At 71.4% G+C, this 20788-nt stretch carries 17 protein-coding genes; 4 read left to right on the forward strand and 13 right to left on the reverse strand.

All coding sequences use genetic code 11. From position 1 onward, the window contains the following. Positions 1–127: 127 nt before the first annotated feature. The 5 genes from ACFYZ8_RS29730 to ACFYZ8_RS29750 form a co-directional block, all read right to left on the reverse strand. Positions 128–1684, reverse strand: coding sequence for a PucR family transcriptional regulator (locus ACFYZ8_RS29730; RefSeq protein WP_359035140.1), 1557 nt, complete (start codon positions 1682–1684; stop codon positions 128–130). 25 nt (positions 1685–1709) lie between these two features. Beyond that, positions 1710–2999, reverse strand: coding sequence for an aspartate aminotransferase family protein (locus tag ACFYZ8_RS29735; RefSeq protein WP_359035142.1), 1290 nt, complete (start codon positions 2997–2999; stop codon positions 1710–1712). Then, positions 2996–3838 carry a nitrilase-related carbon-nitrogen hydrolase gene (locus tag ACFYZ8_RS29740; RefSeq protein ID WP_359035144.1) on the reverse strand — a complete coding sequence of 281 codons (843 nt, stop codon included), beginning with the start codon at positions 3836–3838 and terminating at the stop codon, positions 2996–2998. The genes ACFYZ8_RS29735 and ACFYZ8_RS29740 overlap by 4 nt, the downstream gene beginning before the upstream one ends. Before the next feature lie 181 nt (positions 3839–4019). Beyond that, entirely contained in the window at positions 4020–5624 is a 1605-nt protein-coding gene (locus tag ACFYZ8_RS29745) for a hypothetical protein (RefSeq protein ID WP_388538242.1), read from the reverse strand. A 135-nt stretch (positions 5625–5759) separates the two neighbouring features. Continuing rightward, entirely contained in the window at positions 5760–6011 is a 252-nt protein-coding gene (locus ACFYZ8_RS29750; protein ID WP_388538240.1) for a helix-turn-helix domain-containing protein, read from the reverse strand. Between the two features lie 32 nt (positions 6012–6043). Between ACFYZ8_RS29750 and map the strand changes: the two genes are divergently transcribed. Both map and ACFYZ8_RS29760 read left to right on the forward strand, forming a co-directional pair. Continuing rightward, positions 6044–6811, forward strand: a complete 768-nt coding sequence (gene map, locus ACFYZ8_RS29755) for a type I methionyl aminopeptidase (RefSeq protein WP_388538238.1) — start codon at positions 6044–6046, stop codon at positions 6809–6811. A gap of 172 nt (positions 6812–6983) precedes the next feature. Continuing rightward, positions 6984–9500 carry an ATP-dependent Clp protease ATP-binding subunit gene (locus ACFYZ8_RS29760; protein WP_388538236.1) on the forward strand — a complete coding sequence of 839 codons (2517 nt, stop codon included), beginning with the start codon at positions 6984–6986 and terminating at the stop codon, positions 9498–9500. Between the two features lie 4 nt (positions 9501–9504). On the opposite strand, the gene ggt is transcribed toward ACFYZ8_RS29760, so the two are convergent. Beyond that, a complete protein-coding gene (ggt, locus tag ACFYZ8_RS29765; RefSeq protein WP_359035153.1) occupies positions 9505–11301 on the reverse strand; it encodes a gamma-glutamyltransferase in 1797 nt (598 codons plus the stop codon). 144 nt (positions 11302–11445) lie between these two features. On the opposite strand from ggt, the gene ACFYZ8_RS29770 reads away from it, so the two are divergent. Further along, positions 11446–12204 carry a hypothetical protein gene (locus ACFYZ8_RS29770; protein WP_359035155.1) on the forward strand — a complete coding sequence of 253 codons (759 nt, stop codon included), beginning with the start codon at positions 11446–11448 and terminating at the stop codon, positions 12202–12204. A 116-nt stretch (positions 12205–12320) separates the two neighbouring features. Beyond that, complete coding sequence (locus ACFYZ8_RS29775) at positions 12321–13886, forward strand: CocE/NonD family hydrolase (protein WP_388538235.1); 1566 nt, start codon at positions 12321–12323, stop codon at positions 13884–13886. Positions 13887–14056: 170 nt separating this feature from the next. On the opposite strand, the gene ACFYZ8_RS29780 is transcribed toward ACFYZ8_RS29775, so the two are convergent. The 7 genes from ACFYZ8_RS29780 to ACFYZ8_RS29810 all read right to left on the reverse strand — a co-directional run bounded on the left by ACFYZ8_RS29780 (position 14057) and on the right by ACFYZ8_RS29810 (position 20675). Further along, complete coding sequence (locus tag ACFYZ8_RS29780) at positions 14057–14803, reverse strand: amino acid ABC transporter ATP-binding protein (RefSeq protein WP_359035159.1); 747 nt, start codon at positions 14801–14803, stop codon at positions 14057–14059. A 126-nt stretch (positions 14804–14929) separates the two neighbouring features. Further along, positions 14930–15337 carry a DUF6278 family protein gene (locus tag ACFYZ8_RS29785; RefSeq protein WP_388538233.1) on the reverse strand — a complete coding sequence of 136 codons (408 nt, stop codon included), beginning with the start codon at positions 15335–15337 and terminating at the stop codon, positions 14930–14932. 620 nt (positions 15338–15957) lie between these two features. After that, positions 15958–16737, reverse strand: a complete 780-nt coding sequence (locus tag ACFYZ8_RS29790) for an exodeoxyribonuclease III (RefSeq protein WP_388538232.1) — start codon at positions 16735–16737, stop codon at positions 15958–15960. Positions 16738–16767: 30 nt separating this feature from the next. Continuing rightward, complete coding sequence (locus ACFYZ8_RS29795; RefSeq protein WP_359035165.1) at positions 16768–17403, reverse strand: MBL fold metallo-hydrolase; 636 nt, start codon at positions 17401–17403, stop codon at positions 16768–16770. 73 nt (positions 17404–17476) lie between these two features. Further along, the gene (pcaC, locus tag ACFYZ8_RS29800) at positions 17477–18775 is read right to left on the reverse strand and encodes a 4-carboxymuconolactone decarboxylase (RefSeq protein WP_359035167.1); all 1299 of its coding nucleotides are present in this window, start codon (positions 18773–18775) and stop codon (positions 17477–17479) included. 368 nt (positions 18776–19143) lie between these two features. Then, positions 19144–19830 (reverse strand): class I SAM-dependent methyltransferase, encoded by a 687-nt coding sequence (locus ACFYZ8_RS29805; protein ID WP_389050147.1) that lies wholly within the window; start codon positions 19828–19830, stop codon positions 19144–19146. After that, positions 19713–20675: a hypothetical protein gene (locus ACFYZ8_RS29810; protein ID WP_388538228.1), complete on the reverse strand. Its 963-nt coding sequence runs from the start codon at positions 20673–20675 to the stop codon at positions 19713–19715. Before ACFYZ8_RS29810 ends, ACFYZ8_RS29805 begins: the two co-directional genes overlap by 118 nt. Between the last annotated feature and the right edge of the window lie 113 nt (positions 20676–20788).

The following is a 20788-nucleotide window of genomic DNA, read 5'->3' on the forward strand; positions in this document are numbered from 1 at the left end:
AAGACTAGGAAGTCCGAAAACAGGCTTTGAGTTGCAGCGTGTCACGTCTGCGGGCGTGCGGCGTGCCACGGTGTCACCCTGTCGCGAGCCCATGTTTCACCGCCGTTTTCCCAGGTCGTGGCACGTTTCAGCTCTGTTGCGCGTCGTGTGCGAGGAGTGCGATGTGCACCGAGGCGGCCTGCTCGAAGTCGTCGAGGTCGACGCCCAGCCGGCCCTGTATCGCCTCCAGCCGGCGGTAGAGCGCGGGCCGGGAGACGTGGTGGAGCTGGGCCGTGCGGGACTTGTTGCGGCCGGTGGCGAGATAGGTGCGCAGGACGGCCAGCAGGCCCTCTCCCGGGCCCGAGTCGCACAGCAGCCCGTCCAGCTCGCGTTCCGCGAAGGACTGGACGTGCGGGTCGTCGCGCAAGAGCCTGATCAGGCCGCGCAGATGGACGTCCTTGAGGCGGACGACGGCCGGGAGGTCGAGCGCTCCCGAGGCGACGGCGTCCGCGACATGCCGGGCCTCACGCATCCCGGCGGGCACGTCGTCCCAGGCGGTACGTGGGTCGGCGGCGGCCACCACCGTCCCCGTCAGCCGGGCCGCGAAGTTCGCCGTGAGCACCGTGGCGTCCTGGTCCCGGGCCAGGCTCAGCAGCACCGCCGTCGCCCCGTCGGCGAGTTCGGCGACGATGCCGGGCAGCCCCAACAGCCTTAGCACCCGGTCGAGTTCGGCCGGGTCGCCGTCCCGTACGACGAGCGGGACGAAGGTGCGCCTGTTGACGGGCAGTCCGGCCGCCCGCGCGCGTGGCAGCAGCTGCCGTGCCGGTACGACCCCGCTGACCAGGTCGGTGAGCAGGCTCTGCGCGGACTGCTCCTCCCACGTGTGGGCGGAGGTGCCGCCGAGCATGCGGTGCAGGACGAGGGACTCGGCGGCACGGTCGGCGAGCAGCCGTCCCGTGGCTGTGTCTCCCCGGTAGCCGCACAGCATGATCTGACCCCAGCGCTCCCCGCGCCCGCCCAGTTCGGCGCGGATCCAGCCGTCGCCCTCACTGCCCCCGGCCTGGCGGGCGATGCGCTCCCAGTCGCGCAGCACGTCCTCCACCGCGGACCGCTCCCCCGCGGTGGCGAGGACCCGGTGGGCGAGGTTGGTGACGACGACGGGACAGCCGCTGTGGTGGGCGATCTCGTCCAGCATCCGCTGGAGCGGGGCGCCCGCGGTGATGAGCCCGGTGAGGGCGGTGCGGACGGCCTCGGACATGCTGACGGCGGCGAACTTCCGCCGTACCAGCCGGGCTTGGACCTCCTCCGTCAACTCGGCGAAGGGGAAGGGCCGATGGAGGACGACCATGGGCAGCCCGCACCGCTCGGCCGCCCGGCGCATCACGTCCGGCGGGGTCGGGAAGGCGCGGCCGAGTCCGAGGACCACGGCCGCGGCCTCCGCGCGGTGCAGGGACTGGATGTACTCGGCCTGCTTGTCCTCGTCACCGGCGAGCAGCACGCCGGTGGTGAGGACCATCTCGCCGCCGCTGAGCATCACGCCGACGTCGGCGGCCTCGGCCACGTGCACCCAGCGCACGGCGCGGTCGAGCTGGCCGGCACCGGCCACCACCTCGGGCTCCCCGGCGAGGACCCGTTCCAGCATGAGGACCTGACGGACCGACAGGGTCGGCTCCAAGGACTCCAGGGGCTCCAAGGTGGTGCTCATGACGGTGTGTTCCCTTGCTGTGGACCTACTGGATGGTGCTCCTCAGAGCGTGTTCGAGGATCGCGGCGCCCTCTTCGGCCTCCGCGACGGTCAGGGACAGGGGCGGGGCGATCCTGAGGGCGCTGGTGTTGTGCCCGCCGCCCTTGCCGATCAGCAGCCCCTCCGCGCGGGCGGCTTCCAGCACGGCGGACGCGGCTTGCGGGTCGGCCTCGTCGGTGCCGGGTTTGACCAGCTCGACGCCGAGCATCAGACCGCGCCCGCGCACCTCCCGTACGCCCGGAACCTGCGCGGCGACCGCCCGCAGCCGCTCGATGAGCAGTCCGCCGACCCGGCGGGCGTTGCCCTGGAGGTCGTGTTCCAGCAGATACGACAGGTTCGCGAGGCCGGCCGCCATGGTGATCTGGGTGCCGCCGAAGGTCGAAATGCTGTTGGAGTCCAGGCAGTTCATGATCTCGGCGCGGGCGACGACCCCGCCGATGGACATGCCGTTGCCGATGCCCTTGGCGAAGGTGAGGATGTCCGGCGGGCCGTTCTGGTCGTGCGCCTGCCAGCCCCAGAAGTGGTCGCCGGTGCGGCCCCAGCCGGTCTGCACCTCGTCGGCGATCCACAGGATGCCCCGCTCGTTCAGCACCTCGCGGAAGGCGGCGTAGAGGCCGTCGGGCGGGGAGGTGAAGCCGCCGACGCCCTGGATCGGCTCGGCGATCAGGGCGGCGGGCGGGCGGGTGTGGCCGAGGAGGTCCTTCAGGTCGTCGACGCAGGCCGCGATGAAGTCGTCGTCACCGAGGGAGGCGTACGGGCCGCGGGTCCGCACGCCCCCATGGACGTACAGCGTCTGGAGCGGGGACAGCGAGGTGGGCGACCAGCCGCGGTTGCCGGTGATGCCGACCGCGCTGAAGGAGCGGCCGTGGTAGCTGTTGCGCATCGCCAGGATCGTGTTGCTGCGGCGGTAGGTCGTGGCGAGCAGCAGGGCGGTGTCGTTGGCCTCGGTGCCGGAGGTCGTGAAGAACACCCGGGCGTCCGGGATGCCGGACAACTGGGCGACACGCTCGGCGAGTTCGACCATCGGCCGGTTCAGGTACAGGGTCGAGGAGTGGATGATCCGCCCGGCCTGTTCGCTCACCGCCTTGGTGATCTCGGGCAGGGCGTGCGCGGTCATCGTCGTGAGGATGCCGCCGAAGAAGTCGAGGTACTTGTTGCCCTCGGAGTCCCACACGTGCCGGCCCTCGCCGTGTGTGATCTCCAGCGGGTTCTCGTAGTAGAGCGCGAGCCAGTCGGGCAGGACGGCCCGGTGGCGTCCCAGCAGGTCCTCGGTCACGGCTGCACCAGCCCTTCGTAGGCGTCGGGGCGTCGGTCGCGGTAGAAGGCCCACTGCTGCCGCACGTCCTCGATGAGGTCGAAGTCCAGGTCGCGGACGACCAGTTCCTCCTCCTTGTCGCTCGCCGTGTCCCCCACGAACTGGCCGCGCGGGTCGACGAAGTACGAGGTCCCGTAGAAGTCGTTGTCGCCGTACTCCTCGACGCCGACCCGGTTGATCGCGGCGACGAAGTACTCGTTGGCGACGGCGGCCGCGGGCTGCTCCAGGCGCCACAGGTGGGAGGAGAGTCCCCGGTGGGTGGCGGACGGGTTGTAGACGAGCTGGGCGCCGTTGAGGCCGAGCTGCCGCCAGCCCTCCGGGAAGTGGCGGTCGTAGCAGATGTAGACGCCCACCTTGCCGACGGCGGTCTCGAAGACGGGCCAGCCGAGGTTGCCGGGCTTGAAGTAGTACTTCTCCCAGAAGCCCTTGACCTGCGGGATGTGGTGCTTGCGGTACTTGCCGAGGACGCTGCCGTCGGCGTCGATGACGACCGCGGTGTTGTAGTAGAAGCCGGACTGCTCGACCTCGAACACCGGCACGACGATCACCATGCCGGTCTCGCGGGCGAGTTCCTGCATACGACTCGTGGTGGGGCCGTCGGGCACCGGCTCGGCCCAGCGGTAGTGCTCGGGTTCCTGGACCTGGCAGAAGTAGGGGGCGTTGAACACTTCCTGGAACCCGATGATCTTCGCGCCCTGTCGGGCCGCCTCGCGGGCGTGCTCCTCGTGTTTCGCCACCATGGACTCGGTGTCGCCGGTCCAGGTGGCCTGGACCAGAGCGGCACGAACGACGTTGGCCATGAGCTGCTCCTTCGGCGGGGACGTCAGAGCCTCTACGCCCGTAGAAGGGGCCGTAGAGGGACGAACGTAAGCCTCCTGGACAGGCTTGCCAAGACCATCGTCGTTAACCCGCGAAGTCGATCACGTTTCACACTCCAGTGGAGGAGTGACGTGCCCGGTCAGCGGGGTTGCGGAGGACCTGTCAGGCGGAGAATCCGGCGACCCGCAGGGCGTGCACCAGGTCCCAGTGCCGTTCCTGCGAGACACCCTTCGCGGCCGCGAGGAGCAGGGGCACCATGGTCCGCTGGTCGGGCTCGGCGCTGCGGGCGGCCTCCTCTGGGGTGCGGACGCGGACGTAGGCGTCGAGGAGCGCGGTGACCTCACGGCGGCGCCCCTCGGCGACCAGGGCGAGCACGGCCGCGCCGATCTCACCGGCGGGCCGTGCGACGCCCTGCCGCAGGATCTGCTCCCCGTCCGCGCTCCGTCCGGCGTCGACCAGGGCGTCGGCGGCTGCCACCAGCCGGTCGGCGGGCAGCGAGGCGGCCTCCCACAGCAGGGTCGCCCAGTCGGCGCCGAGCCCGGCGTGCTGGAGCTCCGCGGCGAGCAGCGGGAAACGGTCGGCGGGCCAGTGGGCGGCCTCGACGAGCAGGGCGTGCGCCTCTCCGGTACGCCCCTCCGAGCGCAGCCGCACCAGCGCCGCGACCGTCTCGGCGGTCTCCCGCCGCGCCACCGCGTCCAACGCCTCGGCCTGCCGCGGCCCCGTCTCCGGCCCGTCGTCGGCCCCGGCGTACCGGGCCCCCCGCAGCGTCCGCCCCTTCGTCACGGGCGCGGTGGGCAGCTCGGGCCCGGCAGCCGACGGTACGACGACGGGGACCCCGCTCTCCTCGGCCGCTCCGGCGAAACGGGCACCGCCGCGGCGGCGCCTGCGCTTGGGGGTGGCGGGATGCGGGGCGTGTTCGAGGGCGTCGGCCTCGGTGGGACCGGTCGGGAGCGGCACGTGTCCGGGGGCGGCCGTCTCGGTGGGGGCGGTCGGGTGCTGCGCATGTCCGGGACGGGCCGCTTCGGCCGGGCCCGGACGGTGCGAGGCACCTGCGCCGGAGGCGTCCGCCCAGGTGGGAGCCGTCGACTGCGGCGCATGTCCGGCGTGAGGCGCTTCGGTGTCCGTGGCCGACGTCGTACCCCGCTGCTGGGGCATGTCCGGGAACCCGGCGCCTGGAGTGTCGGCACCGGTGGCAGCCTCCTGGCCGCCGGCCCCGGCCACGGCACCCTCGTAGCGGCCGGTCCGTCCGCCGCGCGACCTGCGGGCGTCCAACTCGGCCATGCGGGATTGGAGTTCGGCGCAGCGCCGGACAGCGCGTTCGTGGTCGTCGCGGGCCCAGGCGAGGTCCAGGCGGATGCCGTCGGCCTCCTCCTGGGTGGTGGCGGTGGCGAGTCGGCGGCCCAGTTCGGCCTGCCGTTCCGCGGCGTAGCGCTGTTCGCGGAGCATGACGTCGAAGCGGTCCTGGAGGGCGTCCCGGCCGCCGGGGCGGGCGTCGTGGGCGGCCTGGGCGGCGGCGTGCAGCGGGCGGACCCGTTCCGCCTCGGCATGGGCCACCTCGGGACCGTACCCGGCGGAAAGATCCTGCAGGAGCGCCTCCATCACGTCCCAGGGCGGCACTTCGCGCCCGTCGAGGCAGGCCTGCATACCGTCGGGGTCGCGCTGCCAGAACACGGCGCACCAGCCGGCACCCTGATCCAGGCGCCCCAGCAGCCCCTCCAGGTACGCCACGAACTCCCGCATCCGACCCGGGAGTTGATCCACTGCCATCGCTCAACTCCCGTTAGACCGGAGCACTCCGGTCCGTAAGGCAACACCAGCCGTGTTACGAACGGGCTACAGACAGTTTGCAAAGGGGCAGCAGAGGCCTCCGGACGGCACTCCCGGCCGGTGAGCGAACTCCCCTCACACGCCCGCCGGCTCGCACAGTCCGGCCAGTTCGTCCATGGACAGCCCGAGCGCCCGGGCGAGCGCGGCCACCGTGAAGAACGCCGGGGTCGGAGCCCGCCCGGTCTCGATCTTCCGGAGGGTCTCCGCGGAGATCCCGGCACTCGCCGCGACCTCCGCCATACTGCGGCCGCCGCGGGCCTCGCGCAGCAGCCGGCCGAGCCGCTCGCCGCGTTCGCGTTCTTCGGGAGTGAGAGGGGTGCGCACCATGAGCCCATTCTAATACCGGTATAGTAATTGGCATGGTGGAGCTGAAGACGGACACATCGATCGATGCCATGTACGAGGCGGGACAGGTGGTCGGGCGCGCCCTGACCGCCGTACAGAAGGCCGCTGACGTGGGTGTTTCCCTGCTGGAGCTGGACGAGGTGGCGCGCGGGGTGCTGCGGGAGGCCGGGGCGTCCTCGCCCTTCCTGGGCTATCGGCCCTCCTTCGCCTCCACGCCCTTCCCCGCCGTCATCTGCGCCTCCGTGAACGACGCGATCGTGCACGGCATCCCGACCGGCTACCGGCTGCGTGACGGCGACCTGGTCTCGATCGACTGCGGTGCCCAACTCGGCGGCTGGGCCGGTGACTCGGCGATCAGCTTCACCGTGGGCGGGCCGCGCCCCGACGACGTACGGCTGATCGAGACCGCGGAGCGGGCACTGGCGGCCGGGATCGCGGCGGCGCACGTGGGCAACCGCGTCGGCGACATCGCGCACGCGATCGGCACGGTCTGCCGGGAGGGCGGCTACGGAATCATGGACGACTTCGGCGGGCACGGCATCGGCCGCCGTATGCACGAGGACCCCCCGGTGCCCAACGAAGGGCGCCCGGGGCGGGGGCTCGCGCTGCGGCACGGCATGGTGCTCGCGATCGAGCCGATGCTCATCGCCGGCGGCACGGACGAGTACCACGCGGCGCCGGACGGCTGGACGCTGAAGACGAACGACGGCTCCAGGGCGGCGCATGTGGAGCACACGGTGGCGATCACCGACAGCGGGCCACGCGTGCTGACCGCACGCTGAGCCGATCACTGAAAATGCCCCGCTCTCCCATCCGTGCGAAGGTGTAACCGGCTGACACCCGGGTTACCCGGCCCCGGCACGTCGATCAGCGAGGGCGTCCCCGGCCCTCCCCCACACCTCGAACGGACTCGGTCCGGGGGGACCCCCATGGGGATGCCGGATGGGAACGCCCATGACCAGCGGATTCAGCGGACCGGAAGGCTACGACGCCTTCGGAGAGTTCCTCGCCCGTTTCTTCGGCGGACCGCGCCCCGGCCCCCGGCAGATCAACATCGGCCAGTTGCTGAGCCAGCCCGCCCGGGAGCTGGTGCGGGGCGCCGCGCAGTACGCCGCCGAGCACGGCAGCCGGGATCTGGACACCCAGCACCTGCTGCGGGCCGCGCTCACGGCCGAGCCGACCCGGACCCTGCTGAGCCGGGCGGGGGCCGATCCGGACTCGCTCGCCTCGGAGATCGACGAACGCTCCGGCCCCGTCCAGCACCAGCCGGAGGAGGCCCCTCCGCCCACCTCGCTGTCCCTCACCCCGGCCGCCAAGCGCGCCCTGCTCGACGCGCACGAGCTGGCCCGGGCCCGGGGCGCCGGGTACATCGGCCCTGAGCACGTGCTCAGCGCCCTGGCGGCGAACCCCGACTCGGCCGCCGGGCACATCCTGAACTCGGCCCGGTTCGCCCCCACCGGTCTGCCTCCCGAGGCGAGCCCGGATGCCGGGCAGCCCCGTGGTGAGGCACCGCGCAGCACGGGCACGCCCACCCTCGACAAGTACGGCCGCGACCTCACCGAGCTGGCCCGCCAGGGCCGTATCGACCCGGTGATCGGCCGGGACGAGGAGATCGAGCAGACCATCGAGGTGCTGTCCCGGCGCGGCAAGAACAACCCGGTGCTCATCGGCGACGCGGGCGTCGGCAAGACCGCCATCGTGGAGGGCCTGGCCCAGCGGATCGTCGACGGGGACGTGCCCGACGTGCTGATCGGGCGCCGGGTCGTCGCCCTCGACCTGACCGGCGTGGTCGCGGGCACCCGCTACCGGGGCGACTTCGAGGAGCGCCTGACGAACATCGTGGGCGAGATCCGCGACAACTCCGACCGGCTGATCGTCTTCATCGACGAGCTGCACACGGTGGTCGGCGCGGGCGGTGGCGGTGAGGGCGGCTCGATGGACGCCGGCAACATCCTCAAGCCCGCCCTGGCCCGCGGCGAGCTGCACATCGTCGGCGCGACCACGCTGGAGGAGTTCCGCCGGATCGAGAAGGACGCGGCCCTGGCCCGCCGCTTCCAGCCGATCCTGGTCCCGGAGCCCACCCCGGCGGACGCGATCGAGATCCTGCGCGGGCTGCGCGACCGCTACGAGGCCCACCACCAGGTCCGCTACACCGACGAGGCGCTGGTGGCCGCGGTGGAGCTGTCCGACCGCTATCTCACCGACCGCCGGCTGCCGGACAAGGCGATCGACCTCATCGACCAGGCGGGGGCACGCGTACGGCTGCGCGCCCGCACCAAGGGCACGGATGTACGGGCCCTGGAGCGCGAGGTCGAGCAGCTGACCCTCGACAAGGACCAGGCGGTCGCCGACGAGCAGTACGAGCAGGCCACGCAACTGCGGGACCGTATCGCCGAGTTGAAGCAGCGGATCGGCGAGGTCGGCGGGGACCACGACGCGGCCGAGGAGGGCCAGCACCTGGAGGTCACCGCGGAGGCCGTCGCCCAGGTGGTGTCCCGGCTGACCGGCATCCCGGTCAGCAGCCTCACCGAGGAGGAGAAGGACCGCCTGCTCGGCCTGGAGAACCACCTGCACGAACGGGTCGTCGGCCAGGACGAGGCCGTACGGGTCGTCTCCGACGCCGTACTGCGTTCTCGCGCGGGCCTCGCGAGCCCGGACCGCCCGATCGGCAGCTTCCTCTTCCTCGGCCCGACCGGGGTCGGCAAGACCGAACTGGCCCGTGCCCTCGCCGAGTCCCTGTTCGGCAGCGAGGAGCGCATGGTCCGCCTGGACATGAGCGAGTACCAGGAGCGGCACACCGTCAGCCGGCTGGTCGGCGCCCCGCCCGGGTACGTGGGCCACGAGGAGGCGGGCCAGCTGACCGAGGTGGTCCGCCGGCACCCGTACTCGCTGCTCCTGCTTGACGAGGTGGAGAAGGCCCACCCGGACGTCTTCAACATCCTCCTCCAGGTCCTGGACGACGGACGGCTCACCGACTCCCAGGGCCGCACGGTCGACTTCACCAACACGGTGATCGTGATGACCAGCAACCTCGGCTCGGAGGCGATCACGCGCCGGGGCTCGGGCATCGGTTTCGGCCCGCAGTCCGGCGAGGAGGCCCGCCGCGAACAGATCCTGCGCCCGCTGCGCGAGCACTTCCGCCCGGAGTTCCTGAACCGCATCGACGAGATCGTCGTGTTCCGCCAGCTCACAGGTGAGCAACTACGGGAGATCACCAAGCTGTTGCTGGAGCGGACCCGTCGTCTGCTCCAGGCCCAGGGCGTCACGGTCGACTTCACGGACGGCGCGGTGGACTGGCTCGCGGAACACGGCTACCAACCGGAGTACGGCGCGCGTCCGTTGCGCCGCACGATCCAGCGGGAGGTCGACAACCAGCTGTCCCGCCTGCTGCTGAACGGCACGATCACGGACGGCGGCCGGGTCACCGTGGACACGGCGGCAGGCGGTCTGACCTTCTCGGAGACGCCGTAGGCGACTACGGCGCGGGGTGCACCACTTGCGCGGACCCCCCACCCCGCCGCACCGTCTCCGCGGCCGCCAGCCACTTCCCGCCCGGCAACCGCTGCACACCGGTCGCGGCCCCGATCTCCGGATTCAGCTTGAAGGAATGCCCGATGGCCTCCAACTGGGACCGCACCCCGCTGCTGTACAGCCCGGGCTCCAGCTCGGTCTGCGCGGCGTTGCGCTGACTGGCCCGGGGCGCGGCGATCGCGTCCACCAGCGGCAGCCCGCGGTCCACGAACTCGGTCAGCACCTGGAGCACGGTGGTGATGATGGTCGCCCCGCCGGGCGAACCCAGCGCCACCACAGGCTCGTTGTGCCGGTCCAGCACGATCGTCGGCGAGATCGAGGACCGCGGCCGCTTCCCGGGCCCGGGAAGGTTCGGGTCGTGGACGGCCGGGTTGGCGGGCGCGAAGGAGAAGTCCGTCAGCTCGTTGTTGAGGATGAACCCCCGCCCGGGCACGGTGATCGCGCTGCCACCGGTCTGCTCGATGGTCAGCGTGTAGGAGACGACGTTCCCCCACTTGTCGGCCACCGTCAGATGCGTGGTGTTCTCGCCCTCGTACGTCGTCGGGGCCGCCGTGCCCCTGGCCGAGCAGGACGCGGGATGACGCGGGTCCCCCGGCGCCACCGGACTGGTCAGCACCGCGTCGTCCTTGATCAGGCAGGCCCGCGAGTCGGCGAACTTCTGCGACAGCAGCCCCTTCGTCGGTACGTCCTCGAAGGCGGGGTCGCCGACCCAGCGCCCCCGGTCCGCGAAGGCGATCCGGCTGGCCTCGATGTAGTGGTGCAGATACTGGACCTCACTGGCCTTCGAAAGGTCGGTGTTCTCAAGGATGTTGAGGGCCTCGCCGACCGTCGTGCCGCCGGAGGAGGAGGGCGCGATGGAGTAGACGCCGAGGCCGCGGTAGGAGGTCTTGGTGGGCTTCTGGAGCTTGGCCCGGTAGACGGCGAGATCCTTCTCCGACAACCGGCCCGGCCGGGCGTTCCACCCTGAACCCGGGTCGACCGGCGGCTTGTTCACGGTGTCGACGATCTCGTCGCCGAGGTCGCCGTGGTAGATCGCGCCGACGCCCTTGCGGGCCAACTCCGCGTAGGTGCGGGCGAGATCGGGGTTCTTGAAGGTGGAGCCGACGACGGGCAGTTGACCGCCCGGAAGGAACAGCTTCGCCGTGTCCGGGAAGTACCGGAACCGGGTCTCGTTGGACGCGGTCTGCGAGCGGAAGGTGTCGTCGACGACGAAGCCGTCGCGGGCGATCCGCTCGGCGGGCTTCAGGACGGTGCCGAGCGATCTGCTGCCCCACTCGCCCAGCGCCGTGGCCCACGTGGCCGGCGTGCCCGGGGTGCCCACACTCAGTCCGCTGCTGACGGCGTCCGCGAAGGCGAGCGGCTTGCCGTTCTCCAGGAACAGGTCGGAGCCGGCGCTCAGGGGTGCCGTCTCGCGGCCGTCGATCGTGTGGACCGTACGGGACTTGGCGTCGTAGTAGACGAAGTAGCCGCCTCCGCCGATGCCGGAGGAGTACGGCTCGGTGACGCCGAGCGCGGCGGCGGTGGCGACGGCCGCGTCGACCGCGTTGCCGCCCTTCCTCAGGACCTCGATGCCGGCGGCGGAGGCGTCCGCGTCGACGCTGGAGACGGCGCCGCCGTAGCCGACGGCGACGGGTACCTTCTCGGGTGCCGAGGTGGTCTGCGGCGGTGCCGCCGCTCCCACCGAGACCACGGCGGCCGAGACCGCCAGGACCGACAGCTTCCGTGCGACAGGGCGACGCATCCGTACCTCCAGTCCAGGACCGTCCGCGCAGCGTAACCACATCGCGGGGGCCCCGACAGCCCTCTTCGGGTCAGGTGTCATACGAATGCCACACTTCGAACACCGGTACGTAGGAGTCGTGTCGGCCCGCTAGCATGCGCGCACATGACAGACGACGTGCGCAACATCGTCCTGGGCGTGGTGGCGGCGGGCATCAGCGCCGCGCTCGGCTGGCTCGCCCGGACATATCTGTGGAAGCGGAAACTCCGCCGCAAGCAGGCGTTCTTCGGGCTGCCGGACAACTCCGAGTCACTGCTCGTGGTGAACCGCGGCGCGAGCGGCCCGGACCTCGCGGTGATGCGCTACGACGTGTTCGCCCTCCTCGAACTGGCCGCCCTCATCAAGGACTGCAACGCCCACGCCCAGGTCCTTCCGCACGACGCGGCACGCCAGGGCTTCGGCGAGCGCACCGAGTTCTGCGTCGGCGGTCCGGCGTCCAACCGCCGCATGGCCGCGCACCTCTCCTCCCTGCTGCCCGGTGTCCGGGTCAACGTGGACGCCGAGCCGAGCCCGGACCGCGGCGCGTTCCAGGTCGGCACCGAGCGCTACCGCGTGGAGGTCGGCACCTCCGAGTACGCGCTCCTCGCCCGGCTCACCGTCGAGCAGAGCAACGGCGCCCGGCCGGTGTTCCTGTTCTGCGGTCAGACCGCGATCACCAACCAGGCCGCGACCCGCTATCTGGCCCGCAACCAGGAGCGGTTGACCCGCAAGTACGGCGACAGCACCTTCGTACTGCTGCTGCGGGTGGTCAACTCCGGGGCCTACGGGCCGGACGTCGTGGAGCTGGTCGCGGACGTGACACGGGAGGCCAAGACCCCCCTCCCGGCACCCACGGCTCCACGCAACTCCCACCGCGCCTCCTGAATTGATTCACACCACAACAATCGTTACTCCCACGTAACTTACCGACGGGTTACCTCTGGTAAGCCGCCGAGGTTACCGTCTGGTCACTTTGCATTGACACGAGCAAGGAGTGACCCGTGGGACACCCTCGCAAGGCCCTGCGTACGACCACCGTGGGCGCCGTCTCCGCGACTCTGATCGCCGGTAGCGCCCTCGGACTCGCCCCCACCGCCCAGGCCGCGGACGCCGTCCGCTTCGTCGACATCACCGGCGACGGCGGAACCGTCCTGAAGGCGAACGTCGTCACGCCCGCCGGATCCGACGGCGCCAAGCGCTACCCGCTGCTCGTCCTGCCCACCAGCTGGGGCCTGCCCCAGATCGAGTACCTCGCCCAGGCCCAGAAGCTCGCGAACTCCGGGTACGTCGTCGTCAGTTACAACGTCCGCGGCTTCTGGCAGTCCGGCGGGGAGATAGACGTCGCGGGCCCGTCCGACACCACCGACGCCTCCCGGGTCATCGACTGGGCTCTCGCCAACACCCCCGCGGACAACCGGCACATCGGCATGGCCGGGGTCTCGTACGGCGCCGGCATCAGCCTGCTCACCGCCGCGAAGGACAAGCGCGTCAAGGCGGTCGCGGCCCTCAGCGGCTGGGCCGACCTGATCGACTCGATCTACTCCGGCCGCACCCAGCACGTCCAGGCCGCGGCCGTGCTGGACGGCGCGAGCCTGGTCACCGGCCGTCAGAGCGCCGAAGTCCGGCAGATCTTCGACAACTTCTACGCGTCGAACCTGTCGAAGGAACAGGACATGATCGACTGGGGGAAGAAACGTTCGGCCATCACCTACGTGGACCAGCTGAACCAGAACGGCACGGCGGTCATGATGGCCAACGCGTGGGGCGACACGGTCTTCTCGCCCAACCAGTACGCGGACTTCTACGAGAAGCTGACCGGCCCGAAGAGACTGGAACTGCGCCCCGGCGACCACGCCACGGCCGAACTGCCCGGCCTGTTCGGCCTGCCCAACGACGTCTGGACCGACACCGGGCGCTGGTTCGACCACTACCTCAAGAGCGCGGACAACGGCATCGACCGCGAGGAGCCGGTCCAGCTCAAGCCCCGCTCCACGGGCGGCTACGAGAGCTACCCGGACTGGAAGTCGGTCGCCGCCACCCGCAGGAAGATCGCCCTCGCGGGCACGACCACGATCCACACCAACGTCGACTCGGGCGCGGACGGCGGGATCGTCTTCCTGTCCAGCATCCTCGACCAGCTCGCCCAGGCGCCCCCGGTGGCCTCGGTCCCCCTGCTCCCCCGCCGCTGGGCCGCCGTATGGCAGTCGGAGAAGTACACGGCCGCACAACAGGTGCGCGGTACCGCGAAGTTGCACACCACGCTCACCCCCACCAAGGAGAGCGGCACCCTCGTCGCCTACCTGTACGACGTGGGGCCGCTCGGCCTCGGCAAGCTGGTCTCCAACGCGCCGTACACCTTCCACGGGCGGACACCCGGCAAGCCGTTCGGCGTCGACCTGGAGCTGTTCTCCACGGCCTACGACGTCCCGGCAGGGCATCGCCTGGCCCTGGTGGTCGACACGGTCGACCCGCTCTACATCGAGCACAACCCGTCCGGCGCTCAGCTGACCTTCTCCTCGCCGGCGAACGACCCGTCGTACGTGTCGATTCCGCTGCGCGAGCAGTGATCTCCGGCCGGCGCCGGGCGGGTATGGCTCCGTGACTGCTGCCCCCTACGGTTCAAGGGCCGTGGGGGGATCCCCACCCGGCAGCAGCGTCCCTGGGGGCTCGTTCGCCATCACCGTGGGGATGAGCGGACCATCGTAGTCCAGGTCCGAGGACATGGCCGCGCCCCCCCTCAGTGCTTGAGGATCTTGGAGAGGAAGTCCCTGGCGCGCTCGCTGTCCGGGTTGGTGAAGAAGTCGTCGGGGGCGCGGTCCTCGACGATGCGGCCGTCGGCCATGAACACCACGCGGTTGGCGGCCGAGCGGGCGAAGCCCATCTCGTGGGTGACGACGATCATGGTCATGCCCTCCCGGGCCAGTTGCTGCATGACCTCCAGGACCTCGTTGATCATCTCCGGGTCGAGGGCCGAGGTGGGCTCGTCGAAGAGCAGGGCCTTGGGCTCCATGGCGAGGGCGCGGGCGATGGCCACACGCTGCTGCTGACCGCCGGAGAGCTGGGCCGGGTACTTGTCGGCCTGGTCGGCGAGGCCCACCCGGTCGAGGAGTTGGCGGGAGCGCCGGTCGGCCTCGTCCTTCTTCCGTCTGCGGACTTTGACCTGGGCCAGCGAGATGTTCTGCAGAACCGTCTTGTGGGCGAACAGGTTGAAGGACTGGAAGACCATGCCGACCTCGGCGCGGAGCTTCGCGAGGGCCTTGCCCTCCTCGGGCAGCGGCTGTCCGTCGAGCGTGATGGAGCCGGACTTGATGGTCTCCAGACGGTTGATCGCCCTGCAGAGCGTGGACTTGCCCGACCCCGAGGGGCCGATGACCACGACCACCTCCCCCTTGCCGACGGTGAGGTTGATGTCCTGCAGGACATGCAGCTCCCCAAAGTACTTGTTGACGTCACGCAGTTCGATCAGCGGATCGGCGACGGCCATGCCCAGCCCTACTCACTCTCAGCTGTGTCGTGGTTGCCGCAACCTATCGAGGCAAGATCGCGCCCACGGAACGACACGCACTTTTCGGTCATTAGCCGTATTTACACCGCACTTACGGCCAGGGGCTCACTCCTCGGCGACCTCGGCGTAGAGCTGCGACAGCTCGGGCACCCCGCTCGCGGCCCACTCGTGCCCGGCCGCCACGACGTCGAACTCGCGGCCCGACTCCAGCCGGATCACGGGCTGGCCGTCCGAGCGCAGATCCCAGGTCGCCCCGGGTACGGTCCGCACGATGACGGTGCCCAGGTAGAGCCCGGCGTCGTTGCCGAGCCAGAGCAGGATCTCCTCGTCGTCCCGCCAGCCCGGCACCAGCTGGTCGAGCGCCTCCAACGAGGCCGGTGTGTCGTCCAGTCGGACACCCGAACGGGAGGCGTGGGAGCGCAGGAGCTCGCACTCGGAGAGGAGTTCGGCGATGCCCTCGGGGTCTCGGGTCCCTGGTTTCTCACTCCAGCCGCCCAGAAAAGGGATCTTCATACGCCCAGCGTGTCACTCACCCGGCCGCATGCACCACAGGCGCGCGGACCGTCGTTTCCGGCCGGCTGCGCGCGTGGTGCGTTGACGTGCCGCTGATGTCTGCTTGGCTGCGCGATGCGCGTTTCGTCCCCTGCGGACAGGGTCTGCGGCTGGGTGCCTGTGCGTCCGAAGCGGTGCGGTGGTCCTCGCGCCGGGCCGGGCCGCGGCCGCCGTGGGGGAGGCACAGTCCCTCCCTCGAACGGCACCCCACGTGTCAGCGCCGACGCCCGGCTGGGTCAGGAGGACCGCGACGGCTGCGGCGACTCACAGTCGGCACGGGACTGGCGGGCAGGCGCGCGCGAGGGACCGGTGACGTACGCGCTCGGCGGCGGGCCCCCGTGCCTGGTGGGGGGCCGCCGACTGGACGCCACCGGGTACACCCTCGCCATGCAGGGCGCCGCGCCGACTTGGCTGGACCAGAAGGGGACGCGGTCGTACGGTGAGGGGTGCCGACCTGGTGCCTGGCGGGGGTCGGCGGGGCGTTCTGCAACCTGCTGGAGTTCGACGCGTCGGCCGCCCGTTTGCGCCTGCTGCCCGCGAGACACGGGCCCCGGCGCGCCCGCGCGGTCGCCGGGCCGGCCCTACACGTCCAGGTCGACGACCACGGGTGCGTGATCGGACGCGCCCTTGCCCTTGCGCTCCTCGCGGTCGACGTAGGCGTCGGTGACGGCCTTCGCGAAGGGTTCGTTGCCGTACACCAGGTCGATGCGCATGCCGCGGTTCTTGGGGAAGCAGAGCTGGCGGTAGTCCCAGTACGTGAACGGGTGGTCGTACTTGAGGGGCCGCGGGACCACGTCCGACAGGCCCGCCTCGCGCAGGGAGGCGAGCGCGGCACGCTCGGCCGGGGTGACGTGGGTGAGGCCCTCGAAGGCGGCCACGTCGTAGACGTCGTCGTCCGTCGGTGCCACGTTGTAGTCGCCCAGGACCGCGAAGGGGCGGCTGCCCGCCGCGTCACCGGCGACGGCGGCCTTGAGGGCCTCGAACCACTGGAGCTTGTAGGCGTAGTGCGGGTGGTCCACCTCGCGGCCGTTGGGCACGTAGACCGACCAGACGCGGACCGGGCCGCAGGTCGCGGAGATGGCGCGGGGCTCCGGGGCGCCGTCGTACCCGGGATCGCCGGGCAGACCCTTGACGACGTCCTCGAGGCCCACCCGGGAGATCACCGCCACGCCGTTCCACCGCCCCGTCGCGTGGACCGCCGCCTCGTAGCCCGCCTCTCGCAGCTGGTCGAACGGGAACTGCGCCTCGGCGACCTTGGCCTCCTGGAGGCACAGCACATCCGTGCCGGTGCTCTCGAGCCAGGCCAGCAGCCTCGGGAGACGGGCGGTGATCGAGTTGACGTTCCAGGTCGCGATGCGCATGCCTCACAACCTACCGGGCGGCACTGACAGTCACAGAGCCGTGCTCTCCCCCGGCGCGAGACGCAGGTGCTCCGCGCCCCCGAGGGCGCCGATCTGGTTGTCGTAGATCGGGCGGGCGAGGTCCGTGAGAAGGGCGTCGTGGATGTCGTAGGCGCGCTGGGGCCTGACCTCACGGACGTAGTCGATGACCTCGGAGATCTTGCTCCAGGGGGCCATGACGGGCAGCATCAGCGTCTCGACGGCGTGGTCGGGGACGGTGAGGGCGTCGCCGGGGTGGAAGACCCGGCCGCCGTCGACGAGGTAGCCGACGTTGGTGATGCGCGGGATGTCCGGGTGGATCACGGCGTGCAGTTCGCCGTGGACCTGGACGTCGAAACCGGCGGCCGTGAAGGTGTCGCCGTGGCCGACGGTGTGCACGCGGCCGGGGAAGGCGGCCGAGATCTTCTCGGCGACCGACCTGAGGGTCCAGATCTCGGCGGCCGGGTTGGCGTCCAGGGCCGTCCGCAGCCGCTCCTCGTCGAAATGGTCGGGGTGTTCGTGGGTGACGAGGATCGCGTCCGCTCCGAGGGCGGCGTCCTCCTCGCTGAACGCCCCGGGGTCGAGGACGAGCGTCTGCCCGTCCTTCTCCAGACGGACACAGGCGTGCGACATCTTCGTGAGCTTCATGGCATCCATCCTGCCCCTCGTCGCGCGCGGACCGGCGGCAGAGGCAGGTGCTCTCACCACCCGCCTCGGACGATCACTCGGGGGGCGTGGTCTCCTCGCGGATGACCTGCTGGGCCACCCTGAACGCGCTGTTGGCCGCCGGGACACCGCAGTACACGGCCGCCTGGAGGAGCACTTCCTTGATCTCGGAGGGGGTGAGGCCGTTGCGCAGCGCGGCCCGGGTGTGGGAGGCGAGCTCGTCCAGGTGTCCGCCGGCGACCAGCGCGGTGAGGGTGGCGACGCTGCGCGAGCGGCGGTCGAGGCCCGGCCGGTCCCAGATCTCGCCCCAGGCGTAGCGGGTGATGAGCTCCTGGAAGTCGCCGGAGAACTCGTCGGCCTGCGCCAGCGTCCGGTCGACGTGCGCGTCGCCGAGCACCTCACGGCGCACCTTGATGCCGGCGTCGTACGGGTCGGGACGGCCCCCGGTCTCCGGGGCGGGGGCGGCCGGGGCGATCTCGGCGATCGGCACCGGCTGCGGCGGCGCGGCGGTCAGGACCGGTTTGAGCGGGGCCGAGGGGATCGCCGTCTGACCGGTGGCCGAGTCGAAGGCGGGCTGCCAGGCGGTGGAGAAGTGTCTGAGCAGCAGGTCGGTGACGGCCGCGGGCTGCTCGACCGGCACCAGGTGGGAGGCGCCGGGTACGACGGCGAGCCGGGCGTCCGGGATGCCCGCGACCAGGGTGCGGGCCTCGGCCGGGCCGGTGACCTGGTCGTCGGAGCCGACGAGGACGAGGGTCGGCACCCCCACGCTCGCCAGGTCGGCCCGCACGTCGAACGCGGCTAGCGCCTCGCAGGCCGCGATGTAGCAGCCGGGGTCGGTGGTGCGCACCATCTGCACGGCCCACTCGGTGATCGCGGGCTGGGCGGCGGCGAACCCGGAGGTGAACCAGCGGTCGGGCGAGGTGCGGGCGATGGGATCGAGCCCGTTCGTCCGTACGATCACCCCGCGCTGGCGGAACTCGTCGGCCGTGCCGAAGCGGGGCGAGGCGGCGATCAGCGCGAGTGAGGCGAGCCGCTCCGGGTGGCGCAGTGCCAGCTCCATGCCGACCGCACCGCCGAGCGCGCAGCCCGCGTAGCCGAAGCGGTGCACCCCGAACTGGTCGAGCGTGCCGAGCAGCCGGTCGGTGAGGTCCCGGACCGAGCCCGCCGGGTAGGCGGGTGCGCCACCGTGCCCCGGCAGGTCGAACCGGAAGACGCGCCACTGCTTGACCAGCTCGGGGACCTGGCGGTCCCACATGTGCCATGTGGTGCCCAGAGAGGGGCCCAGGATCAGGACGGGTGCGTCGTCCGGGCCGTCAAAGCGGTATTGCAGGGTGTTCGGTGGTGTCTCGCTCACCCTTCTCAGCCTCTCATCTCTCACGGGATCTCACATGGCCGGTCCCAACCTAACGGCTCCTGTCGGGGGTGCTACGACACGTTCGGCGCCGCCGGAAGCCCCGGAGATGAGGCGTACTCGGTTCCCGTCCCTGCGGCTGGGGGCTTCGGCCCTCGTCACCACTGCCAAGGGGTCGGGTTGCAGCACGGCGCGCGATGGCCTCATCGGGGCCCGACGGGGCTGACCTGGAGGTTTTCCGGGATCTCGCCCACCAGAAGCCGGATCACCACTGGCTGAACAGGGGTCGTCCCCCGCAGGTGGTTCCGGGTCCACTTCGATCTTGCCGGCCAGGCGGCTGGGCAAGCCGCTCGGCCGGTGGGCCGTCGGACTCACGCTTGCCCTTCTGCCGCGGATCCGTGCAAGTCATCCCACGTTGTGGCGGCTTGGCGAAGATCCTCGGCTCGGGCTGCACACGAGTGCGGTTGCCGGCCTGCTCGATCCACTCGCGGGCGTCCCGTAGTGGCCAGGAAACGGCCTGCCCGGCGGAGCCACCCCGCGATGGCGCGCAGCAAGGGTTGCTGCTCGGACAGCGGACGGTGGATCAGGGCGAAGAGGGAGACGACGGCGTCGAAGGGCGCGGGGCCGAAGGACGCTTCCGTCGCATCAGCGTGGATGAACTCCGCCTGCGGCACCCGCTCACGGGCCGGCGGACCTGCTCCTCGCTGATCTCCACGCCGGTGACCCAGTTCCACCGGCCGGGATCCGCCGGCGAAGGTCACCGAGCAGTGACTGGTACTTCGTCTCGGCGCCGAACACTTCGTCGTAGCGCGCCGAGACGGCGTCGTACCCGCGTCGGACGACGTCCTTCGGATCGGTGACGTCCACGTTCGAGACGTTAGCCAGTGGTCCCGGTGAGGGCGAACGAATACCGCGCCGCTACTCGGACAGCTCGTGCCGGTCAGCTCAGCAAGCGGACCAGTGCCCGTCCCGTGACGGCGGCCACCGTGGCTGCCATGAGAAACCCGGCCAGGACCCCGATGGCCGCGATCAGGACGGGAGGCCGGCCCGGGTGCCACAGCGGCATGGCCACCGTGCAGAAGACCGCGAGTCCGGCCAGCCAGGCGGCCGCGGTGGCCCAGATCCACTGCGCGGCGCCCGTGACGTGCCGGCGCAGTACCCACCACTGCGCGGTGCCCAGGCTGAACAGCAGAAGCAGGCCGTCGAGGACCGCCAGGCCGGCTGCCGCGGGCCAGAACCCGACGCGCGGGACCACCGCCGAGGGCAGCAGTCCCAGCAGCCAGGCACAGCCCGCCGCCAGCGCGGTGGCGGTCACCCAGTGGCGCCGCCGCAGGTCGGGCAGCGCCCGGTGCAGCACATGGGCCTGCGCCGCGCCCAGCAGGGCTCCCTCCGCCATCCCCGCCGCGACCAGCACCGGCCACGCGATCGTCGCGGACGCGTCACCGACCACGGCCGCTGCCGCGGCCGGAACGCAGAAGCCGGCGGCCTCCCCCAACGTCGTCCAGCGCCACCACCGCCCCCACAGTCGCCGCGGGTCGGGAACGGGGCCGGGCGTCAGGGTGATCAGGACCAGCGGGTCGTCGGGGGTGATCCGCACATGTGGGTGCCGTCGGCCGTAGGTGCGCTCCGCCGCGGCACGGTCAGAGTCACCCGCCCGCACCAGACGGCCCACGCCCGCGCGTGCCACCCCGTCGACCAGGGCGCCGACTTGGTGGGGCTCGGCGAAGTTGCGCCACCACTGTTTGCCGGCGGCGCGGCCCGCGAGCACCACGAGCCGGTCGCCCTCGCGGGCGTACTGCACGGGCAGGAGGACCGGGCGCCCGCTGCGGCGCCCCGCGAACGACAGAGCGCAGAGGCCCGGTGCCGCGGCGTGCCACCGTGAGCGCAACAAGGCCAGCACCATGCGGTTCACCCGCCGCTGTCGCCGCGGTCCAGGTCCGCGTGGTGCGGCGGACGAGTCGGTCACCGGAACGCTCCGCGCCTTCATGTCTCAAGCGTTGCCGCGCTCACGGCGCC

The organism is Streptomyces sp. NPDC001668, from assembly GCF_042893155.1.
Taxonomy (GTDB): Bacteria; Actinomycetota; Actinomycetes; order Streptomycetales; family Streptomycetaceae; genus Streptomyces.

What these genes read in the sequence shown, in the direction of transcription:
- map (WP_388538238.1), top strand. Translation starts at nt 6,044, where the DNA reads ATGGTGGAGCTGAAGACGGACACATCGATCGATGCCATGTACGAGGCG.
- ACFYZ8_RS29750 (WP_388538240.1), bottom strand. Translation starts at nt 6,011, where the DNA reads ATGGTGCGCACCCCTCTCACTCCCGAAGAACGCGAACGCGGCGAGCGG.
- ACFYZ8_RS29780 (WP_359035159.1), bottom strand. Translation starts at nt 14,803, where the DNA reads ATGGCCGTCGCCGATCCGCTGATCGAACTGCGTGACGTCAACAAGTAC.
- ACFYZ8_RS29785 (WP_388538233.1), bottom strand. Translation starts at nt 15,337, where the DNA reads ATGAAGATCCCTTTTCTGGGCGGCTGGAGTGAGAAACCAGGGACCCGA.
- ACFYZ8_RS29740 (WP_359035144.1), bottom strand. Translation starts at nt 3,838, where the DNA reads ATGGCCAACGTCGTTCGTGCCGCTCTGGTCCAGGCCACCTGGACCGGC.
- ACFYZ8_RS29770 (WP_359035155.1), top strand. Translation starts at nt 11,446, where the DNA reads ATGACAGACGACGTGCGCAACATCGTCCTGGGCGTGGTGGCGGCGGGC.
- ACFYZ8_RS29745 (WP_388538242.1), bottom strand. Translation starts at nt 5,624, where the DNA reads ATGGCAGTGGATCAACTCCCGGGTCGGATGCGGGAGTTCGTGGCGTAC.
- ACFYZ8_RS29810 (WP_388538228.1), bottom strand. Translation starts at nt 20,675, where the DNA reads ATGGTGCTGGCCTTGTTGCGCTCACGGTGGCACGCCGCGGCACCGGGC.
- ACFYZ8_RS29790 (WP_388538232.1), bottom strand. Translation starts at nt 16,737, where the DNA reads ATGCGCATCGCGACCTGGAACGTCAACTCGATCACCGCCCGTCTCCCG.
- ACFYZ8_RS29795 (WP_359035165.1), bottom strand. Translation starts at nt 17,403, where the DNA reads ATGAAGCTCACGAAGATGTCGCACGCCTGTGTCCGTCTGGAGAAGGAC.
- ACFYZ8_RS29730 (WP_359035140.1), bottom strand. Translation starts at nt 1,684, where the DNA reads ATGAGCACCACCTTGGAGCCCCTGGAGTCCTTGGAGCCGACCCTGTCG.
- ACFYZ8_RS29760 (WP_388538236.1), top strand. Translation starts at nt 6,984, where the DNA reads ATGACCAGCGGATTCAGCGGACCGGAAGGCTACGACGCCTTCGGAGAG.
- ggt (WP_359035153.1), bottom strand. Translation starts at nt 11,301, where the DNA reads ATGCGTCGCCCTGTCGCACGGAAGCTGTCGGTCCTGGCGGTCTCGGCC.